The organism is Leptolyngbya sp. PL-A3, assembly GCF_039962325.1.
Lineage (GTDB): Bacteria > Cyanobacteriota > Cyanobacteriia > Elainellales > Elainellaceae > Vacuolonema.
The window spans coordinates 72,501-88,663 of the sequence record NZ_JAMPLB010000021.1 but is presented as its reverse complement, the minus strand read 5'-3'; the positions used below and the strand labels follow the sequence as shown (position 1 = coordinate 88,663).

The 16,163-nt window shown below is 52.4% G+C and carries 14 protein-coding genes; 6 read left to right on the top strand and 8 right to left on the bottom strand.

What is annotated here, in order from left to right; translation table 11 throughout:
* Positions 1-38 precede the first annotated feature (38 nt).
* The 3 genes from NDI52_RS17180 to NDI52_RS17170 are packed head-to-tail and all read right to left on the bottom strand — an operon-like array spanning position 39 to position 2,360.
* Positions 39-1,523 carry a DUF4335 domain-containing protein gene (locus tag NDI52_RS17180; RefSeq protein ID WP_190772295.1) on the bottom strand — a complete coding sequence of 495 codons (1,485 nt, stop codon included), beginning with the start codon at positions 1,521-1,523 and terminating at the stop codon, positions 39-41.
* Between the two features lie 59 nt (positions 1,524-1,582).
* On the bottom strand, positions 1,583-2,161 hold the full coding sequence (locus tag NDI52_RS17175; protein WP_190772294.1) for a DUF3038 domain-containing protein: 579 nt from the start codon (positions 2,159-2,161) through the stop codon (positions 1,583-1,585).
* A gap of 40 nt (positions 2,162-2,201) precedes the next feature.
* A complete protein-coding gene (locus tag NDI52_RS17170) occupies positions 2,202-2,360 on the bottom strand; it encodes a hypothetical protein (protein ID WP_190772293.1) in 159 nt (52 codons plus the stop codon).
* 390 nt (positions 2,361-2,750) lie between these two features.
* On the opposite strand from NDI52_RS17170, the gene NDI52_RS17165 reads away from it, so the two are divergent.
* Positions 2,751-3,284 carry a cyclic nucleotide-binding domain-containing protein gene (locus tag NDI52_RS17165; RefSeq protein WP_199307773.1) on the top strand — a complete coding sequence of 178 codons (534 nt, stop codon included), beginning with the start codon at positions 2,751-2,753 and terminating at the stop codon, positions 3,282-3,284.
* A gap of 315 nt (positions 3,285-3,599) precedes the next feature.
* Here the strand turns inward: NDI52_RS17165 and NDI52_RS17160 are convergent, their stop codons facing one another.
* Both NDI52_RS17160 and NDI52_RS17155 read right to left on the bottom strand, forming a co-directional pair.
* A complete protein-coding gene (locus NDI52_RS17160) occupies positions 3,600-5,252 on the bottom strand; it encodes a glycosyltransferase family 39 protein (protein WP_190789328.1) in 1,653 nt (550 codons plus the stop codon).
* Between the two features lie 25 nt (positions 5,253-5,277).
* The gene (locus tag NDI52_RS17155; protein WP_190772291.1) at positions 5,278-6,897 is read right to left on the bottom strand and encodes a glycosyltransferase family 39 protein; all 1,620 of its coding nucleotides are present in this window, start codon (positions 6,895-6,897) and stop codon (positions 5,278-5,280) included.
* 260 nt (positions 6,898-7,157) lie between these two features.
* Here NDI52_RS17155 and NDI52_RS17150 point away from each other — a divergent pair, with 260 nt between their 5' ends.
* On the top strand, positions 7,158-7,712 hold the full coding sequence (locus NDI52_RS17150; protein ID WP_190772290.1) for a superoxide dismutase family protein: 555 nt from the start codon (positions 7,158-7,160) through the stop codon (positions 7,710-7,712).
* A gap of 62 nt (positions 7,713-7,774) precedes the next feature.
* On the opposite strand, the gene NDI52_RS17145 is transcribed toward NDI52_RS17150, so the two are convergent.
* The 3 genes from NDI52_RS17145 to NDI52_RS17135 form a co-directional block, all read right to left on the bottom strand.
* A complete protein-coding gene (locus NDI52_RS17145) occupies positions 7,775-9,601 on the bottom strand; it encodes a WG repeat-containing protein (protein ID WP_190772289.1) in 1,827 nt (608 codons plus the stop codon).
* A gap of 179 nt (positions 9,602-9,780) precedes the next feature.
* Positions 9,781-11,154: a TIGR03279 family radical SAM protein gene (locus NDI52_RS17140; RefSeq protein WP_190772288.1), complete on the bottom strand. Its 1,374-nt coding sequence runs from the start codon at positions 11,152-11,154 to the stop codon at positions 9,781-9,783.
* A 27-nt stretch (positions 11,155-11,181) separates the two neighbouring features.
* A complete protein-coding gene (locus NDI52_RS17135; RefSeq protein ID WP_190772350.1) occupies positions 11,182-12,129 on the bottom strand; it encodes an undecaprenyl-diphosphate phosphatase in 948 nt (315 codons plus the stop codon).
* 944 nt (positions 12,130-13,073) lie between these two features.
* Here NDI52_RS17135 and NDI52_RS17130 point away from each other — a divergent pair.
* From NDI52_RS17130 to psbU, 4 genes are all read left to right on the top strand, one after another.
* On the top strand, positions 13,074-13,724 hold the full coding sequence (locus tag NDI52_RS17130) for a DUF3120 domain-containing protein (RefSeq protein WP_190772349.1): 651 nt from the start codon (positions 13,074-13,076) through the stop codon (positions 13,722-13,724).
* A 328-nt stretch (positions 13,725-14,052) separates the two neighbouring features.
* Positions 14,053-15,039 (top strand): FHA domain-containing protein, encoded by a 987-nt coding sequence (locus NDI52_RS17125; protein WP_190772287.1) that lies wholly within the window; start codon positions 14,053-14,055, stop codon positions 15,037-15,039.
* Positions 15,040-15,052: 13 nt separating this feature from the next.
* Complete coding sequence (locus tag NDI52_RS17120; protein WP_190771699.1) at positions 15,053-15,211, top strand: hypothetical protein; 159 nt, start codon at positions 15,053-15,055, stop codon at positions 15,209-15,211.
* A 205-nt stretch (positions 15,212-15,416) separates the two neighbouring features.
* Positions 15,417-15,842 carry a photosystem II complex extrinsic protein PsbU gene (gene psbU, locus NDI52_RS17115; protein ID WP_190771698.1) on the top strand — a complete coding sequence of 142 codons (426 nt, stop codon included), beginning with the start codon at positions 15,417-15,419 and terminating at the stop codon, positions 15,840-15,842.
* Positions 15,843-16,163 lie beyond the last annotated feature (321 nt).

Here is a 16,163-nt window from a genome sequence, read left to right as displayed (position 1 = left end):
GATAAGTTTCACTGCTGTTTCCGCTATAGGTGATGAGGTTAATTCACCTCTTCCAGGAAGGTTTGGACGCGGCCATCAGGAGCCAGGATAACCCGCACCATAGCACGTTGATAGGGAGCTAGTGGGCTGACGAAGTTGTCGCCTAGCAAAGGCATATTCGTGCGATCGATATAAACCCCAGCTGCGTCTCCCAGAGGAGTAATCTGCTCCACGCTTCCATCAGCCCCTAACGTTAGGCGATACTCCAGGGTTTCGCCCAGGTTCTCAGGGGGCTGCCAGCGCTCCTGGAAGTAACTCTGAACCTCATTGGTTTGTGGAATTTCTACCCCAGCGCGGCTCAAATCAGTGGTAGGGCGATTGCGGGCCGTAGGTGGCGGGGCGATCGCTGCCGTATCTCCAGCCGCCGCTTCAGGATCCGCTTGCCTCGCCGCGCTGATGCTAGGTGCCTCACTGGTGGAGAAAGTTTCGGGTGGAGCTTGGCGCACGGTTGGGTTAGAAGGCACATTGGCACCTTGAGTAGTACTGGCCCCTCCACCAGGAATGATTTGGGGTGATTGTGGCACTCTGGTTGGTGCGGGCTGCACTGCAACAGCCCCAGGAGGAACAGGGGCCCCTTGCCCACGGGGGGCTGTATTCCCCTGGGGAGGCGGTACAGGGAAAGGGAACCCGGGTTGCACTGACCCTGGAGGTGCCCCAGGGGGAACCTTCGTAGTTTGGGACAAGCCATTGGGTTGGGGGGTTGCGCCGGGCACGGGGAGAGGCGCACCTGCTGCGGGTGGAGGCGTGGTTGGCACGGATTGAACCGCAACATTTTCGGGCGCAGACTCCTGAGCTACCTGGGTAGGGGCTGGGGCCGAAACATCCATGACAAATTTAGTGATGCCGCCAGTAGCACCAATGGCTAATACCAACATCGCCGCCATGCTGGCCCATCGTCGGGTGCTGGAAACAGCGCGTTGCTGGCTCGGTAAGGCCAACATCTCAGCAGAGTAATCGTCTAATGCGTTAGCCAGATCAAACAGTTGAACAGCACTGAGGCGAACGACATCTCCCGATTCTGGAGTGGATAAGGTTCCCAGATGAAGGTCGTGGGCCAGTAAACCTCGGGGTTCGATAAAAATCCCGCTTTCGGCTGCGGCTACTGGTGTGTGGAGCGCAATGGGTGAACCGTTTGTCGCTGTAGACCGTTCAGCACCCAGGGGAAGTACCTCTAAATTTCGCTCAAGTAGTCGAGGGGATTGAGGGGTCAACCGAAGCAGGGCAGAATCCGTCGTATCAACGTCCGAATCCAGCAAGTTCTGCACGTAGCGGCTGACCACATCGCCCAGGGCTTCCAATTGGTTGCGATCGCCCGATATCTGTACCACACGCGCATCAGGCCGCTGAGGGTCATCTAGATGGAGGTTAAACCGCACATCTCTCAATACTGTCTGGTCAGCCCACCGAGATAGGGAAGACTGGTTGGCCCGCACTTCCAGGGTGCAAGTGGGTGGGGTATATCGGCGAAGGACGGAAGTAGGCATTGGGGTTTAGGGGTGCGTAATCAGGCGTCAACAAGCAAGGGGGTCGTTGCAGGTGGTTGTTATTTAGCGCGTTCCATCAGGGACACCCATAAACGGCGAGTACCATTTGGCGCACTGTAGAACAGCAGATCAATCAACAACTTGAGGGCCAGGTAGGAGAGTTGATTGGGATTGGCCTCATCCTCCATGCGCTCCTCGTACATGTTATTAAAATTATCCAGGTAATCGCCCAGAAGGGCCGCTTCATGGGGGGGGCGGTTTTGCTCGGTTAGTTGTTCTAACAGAGTTACCCCACGTCGCACCAACTCCTGGTGCTGGTTTGCCAAATGGCAGATGATCATCACCAGAGCTCGTGCTTCCTCTACATCCATGCGCTTGCGGCCCTGGCCCTTCCGCAGGGGGCTGGCCTGGCGGAGCCGCCAGAGGGAAACGCGATCGCCGACGCGATCGGTTAAATCGAGGGCTTCCGCAGCCTGAAGCATTGCTTCAGATCCTAGGCCGGTCAGGGCTTCCAGAGATAACAACACCAGATCCAGATGGGCCTTGATGTTATCTAGCTGAGCCACATCAGGTTGATAGGTGAGGCTCAGATTATCCCAGGCGGGATGAGAGGTTGGGGCTTTGGCGGTAGAGGGCATAGCTCTAAAGTAAGACGAAACGATCAAACCGACGTTTGGGTTACAAGACTTGAAACAGCTTGAAGTCGTCCAGCACCGGAAAATGTAGAGAAATCAAGCCACAGACCTCAAGATCGTCCTGACAAACCCGATTGATTTCAGGACGGTTAGGTTTACCTGCATTTAAGCAAGGATGAGCCGGTTTTGGGCTAAATCCCATTGACACTTCCTAAAGTGGTTAGAGTCAAAGCCCTCCAAAGAACGAAGGCGCACAAGGCCAATGCAACTCATATGAATAGCCCTTGTGTAGTACAAGGCGCAAGTCAGGAGATCGGGTGGGTAAATACGAATTGGAAAGGGCGATCGCCCTCCTTCCTGATTTGAGCCACCCAACGAGGGCCAGTCACAGAACCTTCACTGACTTCGAGTAATTAATAAAACCTCTGTAAACTTGGTAACGAATTAAAGCGGTGGTCAAAGAAAACATTATACAAAGTGGGAGATTGTGGGATCTGCCTTAAGTTTTGTTCTTGGTAACTTCTGGATGGCAACATCCGGTGGGTGCGTCGAAGCGGTACGCCTGTAAGCATTCATACTGGACATCTAAACCATGGAAATGGAAAAGGTTCTTTATATTCTGAGCGAATTGAGCGATCGCGACGTAGATTGGCTGGTGCAGGTGGGTAAGAAAACTCCCGTTGCAGCAGGCAGTACGCTCATTCGAGAAGGCCAACCCGTTAATACACTCTATATTTTGCTAGAGGGCGCACTGGTCGTATCCATCTCTGCTATGGAGCGACAAATCGCGAAACTAGACAGTGGGGAGGTGGTTGGTGAAATGTCGTTTATCGATGCTTACCCTCCATCCGCGACCGTGCAAACTCTGGAAGATTCGTTAGTACTGGCAGTGCCACGTGCAAAACTGGCTGCAAAGCTACAGCAAGATGAAGGGTTTGCCAGCCGTTTCTACCGAGCGTTAGCGATTCTTCTATCTCAGCGATTGCGGGGTACGACACGCCAGTTAAGTGAGGAAAGCCATGCGGCTTCTGAGGCTCGTGCAGCCTGTCATGTAGATGGGCAATTGATGCTTGCCCAAACTCGCTTTGAGCGCCTATTGCAAGAACCTGAGTTTGTCCAGTCTTAAAGAGCTTTCGTAGGTCAAAAGCCTCACAGAAAGTTTTTCAGTCCAACTCTTAAGGGCGATACTTGCCCTCAAAGATCACAAGGCTATAGGAGAAATCCTATAGCCTTGCAAATTGATTACAGCGCTTTTCAAACACTTAAAATCTGGTTATTTTTGTGAGAGCCGCACTCCGCGCGGCTCTCACAAAAATAACCGTGGCTGACTCAAGCGCAAAGCGCTGTAACCTAAGTTCGGGTTAAGGACGTTTTTGAGTGCGCTTCGCACACCAAAATGGGCACTTCAGCTTATCCCGAACTGAGGTTGATTAGGTCAATTTTAGTTTGGTGAGCAAGTATTGGGTGGAACGATACGCCAAAGAGTCAGAGCCATTTCGTCGGCCGTGAGACGAGAAGGAACATAGGCTTCCTGTAATGCTCCAGGACGGCTGGAGAATTGCTCCATTAGCGTTGGAGAGGGATTGAGGACAAAGGTATCGAGTTGACAGGGGCGTAGTTGTTGAAGCAGGCGATCGCCCTCTCCCACCTGAATTTCTACTTCTGGCTTTAGAAACTGAGTGAGTGAAATTAAGTCATACACCTCGGTTGGCTCGGCCAACACTCGGGGGCGAGGCACCTGGTTGATGAGGGTGGCGATCGCCGGATTGTGTAGGTTTCGGGTTTTGAGGTAGCGAGGCGACCGCCACAGGTTGCCAATAGAGCAGGTGAGAGCGATCGCTAATAACACCGCAACAATTTTCTGCCACCGGCGGTTCCAGTCTTTTGGGTAATACTTGTAGGCCGCTTGGACACCCAGCCATCCCGCCACAATTAGAATCAGTGCTACATGGGTGGGAATCCAGTAGCGAGGGGCCGTCGAGCGTTTTCCGCCCAACAATAGATCCGCCAGCATTAGCATCAGTGGGGTTGGTAGGCCCAGAGCCAGCACGAAGCCCCAAATGCGGGGGGACGTGTTGCGCACCAAACCCATAGCCGCCCATGCAAACGCAATCAGAATCACAATAGAGGTGCAAATTTGCAGATTTGAGAGGGGAGTGCCAAGGGGAGCCACCGGAGTGTCGAATACCAGGATGCTGAGGGTATAAATCCAAATACCAATCCGCTCCACCAATCCCATTGGCTGTTGCATCCAGACGGTGTTACTTTGCAGCGTGTCCCAACGCGATACAACAATCCACAGCCAGGGTCCAAAGGAGACAAAGCTGGCAGCGATCGCTAATCCTCCCCTCCGTACAGTACGGGTTAAACGACCCTTTTCCAGGCAAATAAGGTAGATGCCCTGGGCGATCGCCAACGGTATTGAAAGCAGCGACGTATAAAGGCATAAGCTGAGGCTGAGGCTGTAGCCGAACCAATCATGGGCTTTGCCAGTATTGAGCGATCGCAACAACATTCCTCCGGAGAGCACCAGCAGTAGAACCCAAAGGCTGTAGGGGCGGGCTTCTTGGGCGTAGGCGATAAGCAAGGGCGAACTGGCCATTAATCCTACAGCCAGCCACCCAGCCAGGGAGGAGCACATCCACTCCCAGCACAACCAATACACGGCTGGTAAGGCAAGCAGGCTGAGAATCACGGAAAGGCTACGTAATGACTCAGGGTTGCGGCCAAACAGTGCTGTCCATTGTCGCGCGATTAAAAAGTAGAGGGGGGCATGTTCGGGGCTGTTAGCCAGGGCTTGTAGCGTAGCCTGGGCAGAGCGCGGGCTTGGCCCCTGAATGTACGGCCGTAAATCGCCTGGAGTTCGAAAGTGGCCGTCTGAAACTTCCGCCACCACTTCCGCTTCGGTGTAGCCACCAATGCGCACAGCTGTTGCCACCTCATCGACCCAGAAGACGCGCTGATCAAGCTGCGCCCACCGCAACCCAAAGCCAAGCAGCAGTAACACCAACAGAAACACAAACCAGAAGCGGGTCAGCATCCGACTCGGCCGCCACAACGGGAATCGGCCTCCCCATGAACGTGGAGTCAGCATCGCTAAAGGCTCAAATCGAGGCATATCAGTTTGCAGGACAGAGTCGTGTAGCGTCCACTCGCCACAGAGACAGGTGGACGTCGTTTGCGGTAAGAAGAGGGGGGCGATAGGCTTCCTGCACCTGCGCGGTGGGTGGAAGTTTTTGGATTAGGCGATCGCGCCACTCCACTGACGGATTCAGCAAAAACACCGTCTCTACTGTCTCACAGAGCGGCACTGCATCTACCTCGGTTCCTTTCGGTAAAATGCTCAGGCTGACAGAATCTGCCAGGTTATGGCTGAGAGAAAGGAGGTCGAAGGTTTGGGTTGCTTCTGCCAACACCAGGGCGGCTGGAACTTGGTTAATAACAGCGGCAATCTCAGCGTTATGGAGGTTACGACCCTTTTGGTACATAGGCGATCGCCCAACTCCAATGCAATTTGATAACAAACAGAGGAAGAGCAGGGCGATCGCGATGCCCCTCGTACGTTGAGGATGTTTATGCCATCCATACCCCAACCATCCTGCGAGAGCCAATACTAGCCCTAACTGCGCTGGAAATAAATAGCGTGAGGTTGCGGATACCTGCCCACCCTGTAATCCATCTAGCAACACTAGGGCGAGCGGCGTGGGTAGGGCTAAGGCCAACCCTAACCCCCATCGCGGGAAGGCGGCCTGTCGAATCGCTGACGCGACAGCCCAACCCATGGTCACCAGGACCAACAGCGCCATAATGCCCTGAAGCAGGGCGATCGCACTGGGAAACGGCGCGATCGGTACATCAAACACTAGAATGGCAACGCTGTAGAGCCATACGCCAACGATCACGGGCCAGGGTAATGGCGACTCTGCCCATGACACATTCGACTCCAGAGCTGACCAGTTCTGCACCATGACCCATACCCAGGGCAAAAATGCAATAAATCCTATTCCGGCTGCCCAGCACCAGGGCTTCCAGACCATGCTCTTGCCTTTCAGGGCCAGAACTCCAACGTAAGCTCCTTGCCCAACGAGTACGGGCAGGAAAAGTAATGAGGTGTAGAGGTTTAGCGTCACCATCAAGCTATAGGTAGCCCAGGCTGCAAAGGTGGTGCGATGCAATGCCCGAGCCAAAGCTCCACATCCCAGGACCAACGCCAGTGCCCACAAACTGTAGGGCCGTGCTTCTCGCGAATAAGCAATAAAGTAAGGAGAAATTGATACCAGAGCCAGGGCCAGTTCCGCCATCCTAGGCAACGGATCGATCTGACGGCACAACCCATAAAGGGCCGGTAGTAGCAATAGTCCCAGCAAAACTGAAAGGCTGCGAATGGCAGCGACGGAACTGCCAAATAGACTCATCCAACCCCGAGTCAACAGAAAGTAGAGTGGCGCATGTTCGGGACTTCGGGTTAAGGCGTGAACCGTTGCTCCAAAAGGCCGATCGCCTACCTGTTGATACTTTTTTAGATCGGTGGGCGATCGCCGTTGCCCATCTACCACCGCTGCCAAAATTTCAGCCTGGGTGTAGCCGGAGACCCGTGTTGCCGTTGCAACCTCATCCACCCAGAACACGGGAGTATCTAATTGGTTAACCCGGAAGCCGATACCGAGTAAGATTAGGAGCCCCAGTACCACTGGCCAGACAGTTCGGATGAAAGCAGTTGGGCTGGGTTGTGAAGGCATTGCGATCGCCACACCAACATAAAAATTCGCTCCCTACCATACCTGTTCCCTTGTCCCTTTGGAAAGCTATGGCTCTGTTTGCCTTTTGCCCATATGGGAGAGGAGCTGATCAACTCTGAGTTTAGTTGCTGTGGAGGAAAGGCTTAGCCTTTCCTCCACAGCAACTAAACTCATGCCTAAAACCTTATTCACAGAGGTTTCGAGTTCCTGCCATTCCCAGTATGATAGAGACGTTCTAGCCCCTTACCTCTGTTTAACCCATGCTAGCTGCACGTAGACTTACTCGCCTCTTGTCCGTTCTAGCTCTATTGGGATTGGTGGTATTCCTGTATTTAGGAGTGCAAGGAGAAGCCTGGGCCGAATCCCTGTCTACTGCAACTCTGGAGAGCACTTCCTCAGACAATAGCCTGCGAGGAGAAATAACGTTTACTCCTACGGAGTCGGGCGTTTTAGTTGAAGCTCAGGTGACCGGAGCCCCGGCCGGCCCACATGGTTTTCATATCCACGAGAATGCCAGTTGCGCAGATGCTGGAAATGCGGCTGGGGGGCACTTTAATCCAGATGGTTCTCCCCATGGCAATCTTCAGCGTGATGGATTCGCCAATGCTCATGCCGGAGATTTAGGCAATTTAACCATTGCTGCTGATGGTAGCGGTTCGTATCGGGAGGAAATTCCAGGTTTAACTCTGACCGATGGAAAGTATGCGATCGCCAACCACGCGGTCATTCTCCACGAAAAAGTTGATTCCTATGTGCAACCCACCGGAGATGCGGGCGGACGCATCGCTTGCGGCATTGTCCAAGTTGCTGAATAAAACAGTTCTGTTGAAATAAAGCAATAAGCAGGGCATAGCAATGCTATGTCCTGCTTATTGCTTTAAGGATGTACAACGCCCAGGTATCCCCAACCATTGCCCTTCTTGACAGCAGCGCGACCGCCTCGGAAAGAGCTGGCATCTTCAAATTGTGGCTCTACAAGAAACTCGCCCTGCGGGTTAATGTAACCCCATAGATTGCCCATCTTCACCGCCGCCAATCCCTCCGAGAAGGGGTAAGCATCTTCAAATCGCAGGGGGATGACCATGTGCCCCAGGGGGTTGATGAAGCCATAGTGATTCTCATTCCGCACTAGGGCTAAGCCTTCGGTAAAGCTAAACGTATCATCAAAGGCAGGGGCAATAACGGTTTTACCGGTTTTGTCGATGTAGCCATATTTGCCATCAATACGCACCCGAGCCAACTGCTGGCTGAAGGTGTGGGCGACGTCAAACTCGGCGGGAATGACCAACTCTCCACTCTTGTTGATGAAGCCATACTTGCCATCAAGGGTAATGCGAGCCAGTCCTTCGTGGAAATAGTCGGCACTGTCAAATTGCGGCCGAATGACGACAGCGCCGTGGCGATTCACATAACCGTACTTGTGGTCAATTTCTACCGCTGCCACTTCTTCCCGAAAGGCGTGGGAGGCACTTTCAAAGGAGGGGGCGATCGCAAACTTACCTCGCTTATTGATGTAACCGTAACGATGCTCCACCTCCACCCGCGCTAACCCATTGGAGAAATTCTCAGCTCCATCAAATTGGGGGGGAATCAAGATTTTGCCCGCTGGGTCAATGTAGCCCCACTGGTGGTCGATCGCCATTCGCGATAACCCCTCAGAAAATTGGTACGCCCCTTCTCGATACAGGCTTAAGGGATCAACTTCGAGCAGAGGGGGAATGATAAACCGCCCCGCCTTGTCGATGTAACCCAGGCGGTCTTCTACCATGACTGCCGCCAGCCCTTCCGAGAAATCTCGGGCAAAGGAGAAGTGGGGTTCAATCACCATTTCGTAGGTGGGCGGTGGTGGCTCTCCTAAAAATTCAGCCAGTTCTTCTGGGGAGAGACCCCGTTGTTTGGGGCTGGGCAATGCCGCTAGGGCAGCCATCGCAGTTGGGTACCGCTCTGCCATATCGGGATGCACCATCTGATCCAGAATTTTCATCAATTCAGGACTAACGGCGGCCTGGTCATGCCACTCTACAATCCGCGTTGCGGGGTTGCGGGGAAGCTGGTTGGGGGTATAACCGGTGAGCGCCTGAATGCCCATCATGCCCACCGCATAGACATCGCTAGCAGGAGTCGGGACGCCATCGATCTGTTCCTTAGGCATGTAGCCCGGAGTACCCACGGGGGTCGTATACTTGGGCTCTCCGGTTGGAGTTAGGGTAAGGTGCCGAATGACTTTAATGCCACCGACATCAGAAAGCATCAGCTTCTTGTCCTTCCAACGGCGGATCAAATTTTGCGGCTTCACGTCTTGATGAGCAATGCCCCGCTCGTGAAACACAACTAATAACTCTAGAATTTCGCGCAGTTGGGCAACTACGTCTTTTTCGTCCCAACGATCGCCCAGCACAAAGGTCTGCCGCAAATCATGACCATCAACCAGTTCTTGGACGAGATAAAACTCCCCGGCCTGCTCTAGATGGTCGAGCAACCGTGGTGTTGCCCCCGTTGCTCCCAGGTCGTAAAGCTCCTGAACCCCAGTATCGAAAATCATACGGGCTTTTTCTAGAACCGAAGGGAGTTTTGAAGTGGGTTGTAGCTTTTTAACAACGCACTTGGGGTTGCCCCGGCGATAGGTGTCTTCCGCCAGGTAAGTTCTCCCAGAGCCTCCCCGGCCCAATTCGCGGATTGTCTCGTAGCGCCCGCCGATCAGCATTGGTGCCCTCTAGGTCACAAGAATTATTAACGTTTTGCTAAGAAGCTTGAAAACTACCGTAGGAGGTAGAATCGAGCGATCGCACCTCCCTTCAGAATGCCCAGTCTCATTCTCGAAATCTCTTTGAAAATCAGATTCCCTCCGCATTTTCAACAATCCCTGGCATCCCAATCAAGGGGTCATTTCCCCCGTCCCACTGCGACCGAACCTTCCTCTAAACTCAGCGGTTGCCCACAGGTCTGGATCAATTCCTCGACATCCGCAATGGGCAGGATCGGCACTCCTAATTCCCGGGACACCTCATCCACGGTTCTGTCATCCAAAAACCGGGAATCATCATGTTTCAACATGAGAGACGGCAATAGAATAGCATCCCCCAGGTGGCGTCCCTTCAAACGGCCAATCAAATCCTCCCCGGTTAGGAGCCCCGTCACTGTGATGTCTTGACCCCAGTAGGTGCTATTCAGGGCGGCCATCGTTACTGTTAAGCCTTTCACCTGATTAAGACGCTCGACCACGGGCTGAAATGCAAATTCAACAGCGTTCCCAACGACCCAGGTCAGCTCACAGGCAGGAGAGACCTGTGCAGGCAGTTGTTGAGCAGCCTGGAAGAAGTCTTTCAAGAACAGCTGAATCGACCCAACGCCGTTGCCAATTTGTGGATAAGACTCATAATGAGACTCTGGCGGTAGCGCCTGCCGACCGATTAAGAACCACTCATCGGCTAACCAGGCGAAGGTCGACCCTAGTGTTTTACGAAATTCTTCTTGAAGCGACTGTACTTGGGCGATCACTTCCTGTGCTTTCTCGGTGGAAACAGGAATTAATTCGTCCTCGTCAGGGCGAAAGCGCGTGAGACCCACCGGTACCACCGCCACAGAAGCCACCGCTGGTAAATCCCCCCGGTGAAATTGTGCTAAGTCTCGCAGGGTACGCTCTAGATGTGGCCCATCATTAATGCCAGGACAGAGTACCACCTGAGCATGAATTTGTAGCCGCTGCTCCTGAAACCAGGCGAGCTGATCCATAATTTGCCCAGCTCGGGGGTTTTTGAGCAGGCGGCCCCGAATTTCTGGCTCGGTGGCATGGACACTGACATAGAGTGGCGAGAGGCGCATTTGGGCAATGCGATCCCACTCCGGTGCTGTTAAATTCGTCAGGGTAAGATAGCTCCCGTAGAGAAAGCTCAAACGGTAGTCATCGTCCTTAAAGTAAAGGCTCTGGCGCTTTCCGGGGGGTTGCTGGTCAATAAAGCAGAAGGGACAGTGGTTGTTACACTGCATCAAGCCATCAAAGAGCGCGCTCTCAAACTCTAGCCCCAGGTCTTCGTCGTAATCTTTTTCCAGCTCGACCTGGTAGGTTTTGCCATCCCGACCCAGCACTTCCAGTTCTAAAAACTCGTCCGCGCATAAGTAGCGATAATCGATCAAATCGCGGGGACGATCGCCATTAATTGCGACCAGGCGATCGCCCACTTCAAACCCTAATTCTTCAGCAATAGACCCTGGCAGGACACATGTGACCTGGGCAGGGCGAATAGTTCCTTCACGCATAGCCGCACAACAATTCCTCTCCCATTCTCAAGCATTTTTAAGAAAGTTAGTGGCGAGTGCGGTTAAAATCGCTACGCCAAAGGCGAGGCGATACCAGACAAAAACCCAGGTGTTTCGGGTTTTCAGATAGCGTAAAAGACCGGCGATCGCTAGATAAGAAAAGATGGCCGCAGAAATAGTGCCCACGATTAGAGGCATCAACTCCTTCTGGCTAACGCCCGTCTCCAGCACGTCTTTGAGCTCGACTAGTCCCGCCAGCGTGATTGCCGGAATCCCCAGCAAGAACGAGAAGCGTGCGGCAGCGGCCCGTTCCATTCCCATAAATAGTCCGGCTGTGAGGGTCGAACCGGAACGCGAAACCCCTGGAATCAGCGCTAGAGATTGAGCCAGTCCCATCAGTATTCCATCCCTGGTGGTGAGGTCGTCGTAGTCACGCTTGCGGCGTCCTAACTTTTCCGCCAGCCCCAACAGTAGGGCCATGAGGATAGAAACAATGGCAATGGTGGAGAGCGATCGCAAAGGCGAGTTGTCAAAGTCAGGAATGAGAACTTTAATCAGCAACCCAAAAAACAGGATCGGGATGGTACCTAACGCAATGCCCAAGGCCATGCGGAATTCCTGGGTCTGGAAGTCGCGGCGAACAAGAGAAGCGATCGCCCCTCGCACAATCTGGCTCAAGTCACTCCAGAAGTACCACAGCACTGCTGCAATACTCCCCAACTGAATAATGGCAGTGTAGGCCACACCTGGATCGCCCCACCCTAGAGCTACGGGTACCACTTTAAGGTGAGCAGTGCTGCTAATAGGTAAAAATTCCGTCATTCCCTGCACAAAGCCCAAAACCAAAGCCTGAAACAGACTTATGGGAGCGGCGGCTGAGGTATCTACGGTAGGAGCTGTGGCGATCGTCCCCGTTAAGGGCAATCCACCCATAACTGGATTAAATAGTGCTCCCAATGCGACTCCAAAACTCATCTCAGACACGGGCAGTCCTCTCAGCCTGGCTAGAAATGTCTCAATGAGTCTACCCTATGCTTTTTCCCTTCTATCAGGTATCCCGAGGCAACTTTATGGAAGTACCAATATCGAACTTTGTGAGCTGAAGCGCTGACAAAGTTAATGCTTCAGCTCATAAAACACAGCAGGCTCTACGGTTATCTTCTTGATGTGTGCGGGTCATGTCTCAGGGTACATCCCACTTTTGTAACGTCAGTTCGGGATAAGCCGAACCGCCCATTATTGCGTGCGCGTCGCGCACGCAATAATGGGCTTTTTTGAGTGCCGCGCGAAGAGCGGCACTCAAAAAAGCCCTTAACCCGAACTGAGGTTTTGTAAGTGAAGCGGGCTTCGCCCGCTTCACTTACAAAAGTGGGATGTACCCATGTTTCAAGCATGAGATGGCTGTGTGAATGAGACGGTAAGCGCCCCATTCAAATGTTTAGAATAGTACCGAGGATGTGCCTAATGCTCTAGGTCCTGATTAACCAGGACCTAGAGCATTAGGCACATCCTCTTGGACGAGTAGTAAATTACAGCAAGTTTTCGGACACTTGTCCAATTACGGTTCAGGCGTTTTCTGAGAGGGTGAGCTTTTCCTTACAGAGGGGGCTCAGTCAAACTAAAACTTCTAGACACTGCACTGAAGCTTTGAACTTTGCTAGTTTCTAGACACTTTAAGAATATCTAAATATGCCCCCCGGGGGATTGTCCGTACAATCGAAGACACAGCAGGCTATTAGAAGCATCCCCTGGCATTGCATTTTGGGATGCAATCTTTTGTTAAATAACGTAAACTAAATGAGTGCGATAAATTGTTTCAATTAATTAAGCCATTGATTACCATTTCGTCGTCTACCCCCTCGCTGGCCGAGCGTCAGGAAGCCGCTTCTTCCCTGACTTCTGCTTCTCTCAAGGCTCCCATGGGTTCCCTTTCCGGTATTGGGAAGTGGGGTGTTTTGGGGGTAGCCGTGTTTCTGGTATCTGTTCCCGTCTTTTTTCAGGCTCCGCTTGTACGGTTGGTGCCACTACTCAGTCTGTTATTGACGGGGGTGCTGGTAATCATGGCGCGTTCTCTTGCCCGGCAGCCGGATACCTGGGTACTGGGTGACCTGACTTATGGTTTTGCCTGGACCTGGTTGGCGGGGTCAATCTACTGGGGGTGGTTTCGTTGGGAGCCGCTGCTGCACTTGCCCATTGAGGCGATCGCTCTACCTTTTGCTCTGATTGGGATGCGACGCATACAGACCCCTGTAGGCCATTGGTTTTACTTGGGTTCCCTACTGGGGACTGCTTTGACAGATCTGTATTTCTACCTGGTCAATTTGATTCCCTATTGGCGACAATTGATGCAGGTAACTCCTGATCAAGCTCCACCGATCTTTCAGGCGGCTCTGGCTCAGATGCAAACTCCTTGGGGAGTTGGTAGCGCTGTGCTGATCGTCAGTCTACTGTTGGTGGTGGGTTTATTGCCGTTGCGATCGCAACAGCTTCACCATTGGGCTTTTAGTGGCGCTATCCTTAGCACGGTTATGGTTGATGGTTTGTTTCTTCTGCTGGCTATGGCTGCCTGAGTTCACACTACCTACCCTGAACCCTGTCAATGCTGTGCGAATCCTGAAAGTTGATGTCAGGTGCTGAGTTAGTAAGGCTATGATTTGAGTATCTTGGGCTAACTTAGTAGTTGTAGTTCGCGGGCATGATCTAGCTTCTGGCTGGGCAACCAGTTTAGGAGGCCATGTGACTCCAGCGATAAACCTTGGCGGAAGATCGAAATTTTGTCCTGTTGCAGGTCAAAAACTCTTGTGGATGATAACCAGAAGATGACTGTTGTCTTCTCTCATCCGTTCCGCAGCCTCAGGATGCATCAGTAAAAGCAAAGTAGCGGTTTCATGGTTCGCAGTGATTGCACAACCTGTTCCCCACCTAATCCTACGAACTGAGTCCGGTAGCCGTTATCTTTCCTTGACAAGTAACAATTGCTGGACAATTGGTCGAGGAGATGACAACAACTTCGTGTTGCCTGACCGCTGGATTTCTCGTAACCATGCGATGCTTCAGCGCATGGAGACGGGCGAGTTCTATTTAATCGACTTAGGAAGCCGGAATGGTTCCTTTGTCAATGGACGGCGTGTCAGTGTTCCTGTCACGCTGCACAATGGCGATCGGCTCACTTTCGGGCAAACCGAGCTGGAGTTTTATTCTCCAGATATGGCACCCGCCTCGGATTCCTCCCTGGGTATTGACTCTCAAGAGTTTACGGCTACAGCTACCCTCCACGTACGACGTCTGATCTCCGTGCTGGTAGTTGATATCCGGGACTTTACTGTGATGACTCGACAGATTGACGAAAAGATTCTCTCAGAAGCGATCGGCACCTGGTTTCGCTGTGCCGGAGACATTATTCGGGAGTATGGCAGTTGGGTCGATAAGTATATTGGTGACGCCATTATGGCCGTCTGGATCCACGGAGCCCAAGGCGTTAGCCAGGAAGAAATGGTACGGATCGCCCGTGCCCTCAGTTCTTTACACAAAATGACTAGTCGCCTGCATGAGCGGTACCCGCTTCCATTTCCGTTACGGGTTGGGGCCGGCTTGAATACGGGCTATGCCATGGTGGGCAATACGGGGACGGGCGATCGCCCCGATTACACCGCCCTGGGTGATACCGTAAATGCCGCCTTTCGCTTAGAATCGGCTACGAAGCAGATTGGCATGGATGTGGCTCTAGGTGAGGCGGCTTACGAGTACCTCATCACCAGCATGTCGAACCCGAACCTGTTCAAGCAGCACTCGGTCAATCTGAAGGGCTATGACACCCCAACCGTGACCTATGCTGGCTCCTTTTCTGATCTAGATACTTTTTTGCAGTTGACTACTCCTTCTTAGGAGATTTCCAGTAATGAAATTACCCCCAGAATGTTGGTGCTTTGCCCGCGAAGCGGGCAAAGCACCAACATTCTGGGTAAATTCTTATGCAGAAACCTCCTTAAAGGTTAAGCCTCAAAAAACGATGGTGGGCGTCGCAATACGACACCCACCATCGTTTTTTGAGGCCTAATCCAAACAGATGGAAATGAACTCTATAGGCATCACTTTTTGGTCATTTGTAATGGTAGTCTCTATAGGTAGAGTCTGGAATTGGATAAAAGCGGCTTCGCTCCCTGTTCATATACTCTTTTTTTGCTTTTGCTGTGTTTTATTTAGCCTCTTGGGCTAAGACAATCGGAATCATGAAATCGGAGAAATCGGAAGGGATTCAACCAATGAAGCGATTTGTAGGGTTGTTGTTGTCCCTGGCTGTGCTAGTGGCTAGCTGGGGTTGGGTAGGGGATCTGTCGGCGATTGCCGCTCCTTTCAGTCGTCTCGTGCCCATCTCATCTCCCCTGGTGGCGTTAGAGTTTCGTAACGCTGTCGATGACAAGCTGGCAACAGAATTCGGCGCAAAAATCGACCTGAATAACACCAACGTGCGGGCATTCATGCAATATCCGGGGCTGTACCCCACCATCGCCAAGCAGATTCTAAAGAATGCTCCTTATCAAGACGTGAACGATGTTCTGGATATTCCCGGACTGACGGATCGTCAATTGGAAGTACTGCAAGCCAATCTGGATAAATTTACCGTTAGCCCTCCCGAAAACGCATTTGTTGAAGGGGATGACCGGATCAATAACGGGATTTATCGCTAAACAACTCGTTGGGCCTGTCCCTCCGTTTGGCTTCTAATCCTATGTTTTAATTTATAGCCCTTAGCTTTTGCTAAGGGCTTCTCGTTTTAAGGGAGTTCCTCATTCTCAGCGCTTAAGTATGCTTGGGGTTGAAGTTGGTGAGTACCGCTGTGCGCGTTGATTAAGGAGATTTCCAACAATGAAATTACCCCCAGGATGTTGGTGCTTTGCCCGCTTCGCGGGCAAAGCACCAACATCCTAGGTAGATTCTTATGCAGAAACCTCCTAAGTACGGTGGTGTGGGGCACTTAACACATTTGCACATTGCTATAGTTTCATTGC

What these genes read in the sequence shown, in the direction of transcription:
- NDI52_RS17180 (WP_190772295.1), bottom strand. Translation starts at nt 1,523, where the DNA reads ATGCCTACTTCCGTCCTTCGCCGATATACCCCACCCACTTGCACCCTG.
- NDI52_RS17175 (WP_190772294.1), bottom strand. Translation starts at nt 2,161, where the DNA reads ATGCCCTCTACCGCCAAAGCCCCAACCTCTCATCCCGCCTGGGATAAT.
- NDI52_RS17170 (WP_190772293.1), bottom strand. Translation starts at nt 2,360, where the DNA reads ATGGGATTTAGCCCAAAACCGGCTCATCCTTGCTTAAATGCAGGTAAA.
- NDI52_RS17165 (WP_199307773.1), top strand. Translation starts at nt 2,751, where the DNA reads ATGGAAATGGAAAAGGTTCTTTATATTCTGAGCGAATTGAGCGATCGC.
- NDI52_RS17160 (WP_190789328.1), bottom strand. Translation starts at nt 5,252, where the DNA reads ATGCTGACTCCACGTTCATGGGGAGGCCGATTCCCGTTGTGGCGGCCG.
- NDI52_RS17155 (WP_190772291.1), bottom strand. Translation starts at nt 6,897, where the DNA reads ATGCCTTCACAACCCAGCCCAACTGCTTTCATCCGAACTGTCTGGCCA.
- NDI52_RS17150 (WP_190772290.1), top strand. Translation starts at nt 7,158, where the DNA reads ATGCTAGCTGCACGTAGACTTACTCGCCTCTTGTCCGTTCTAGCTCTA.
- NDI52_RS17145 (WP_190772289.1), bottom strand. Translation starts at nt 9,601, where the DNA reads ATGCTGATCGGCGGGCGCTACGAGACAATCCGCGAATTGGGCCGGGGA.
- NDI52_RS17140 (WP_190772288.1), bottom strand. Translation starts at nt 11,154, where the DNA reads ATGCGTGAAGGAACTATTCGCCCTGCCCAGGTCACATGTGTCCTGCCA.
- NDI52_RS17135 (WP_190772350.1), bottom strand. Translation starts at nt 12,129, where the DNA reads ATGAGTTTTGGAGTCGCATTGGGAGCACTATTTAATCCAGTTATGGGT.
- NDI52_RS17130 (WP_190772349.1), top strand. Translation starts at nt 13,074, where the DNA reads ATGGGTTCCCTTTCCGGTATTGGGAAGTGGGGTGTTTTGGGGGTAGCC.
- NDI52_RS17120 (WP_190771699.1), top strand. Translation starts at nt 15,053, where the DNA reads ATGAAATTACCCCCAGAATGTTGGTGCTTTGCCCGCGAAGCGGGCAAA.
- psbU (WP_190771698.1), top strand. Translation starts at nt 15,417, where the DNA reads ATGAAGCGATTTGTAGGGTTGTTGTTGTCCCTGGCTGTGCTAGTGGCT.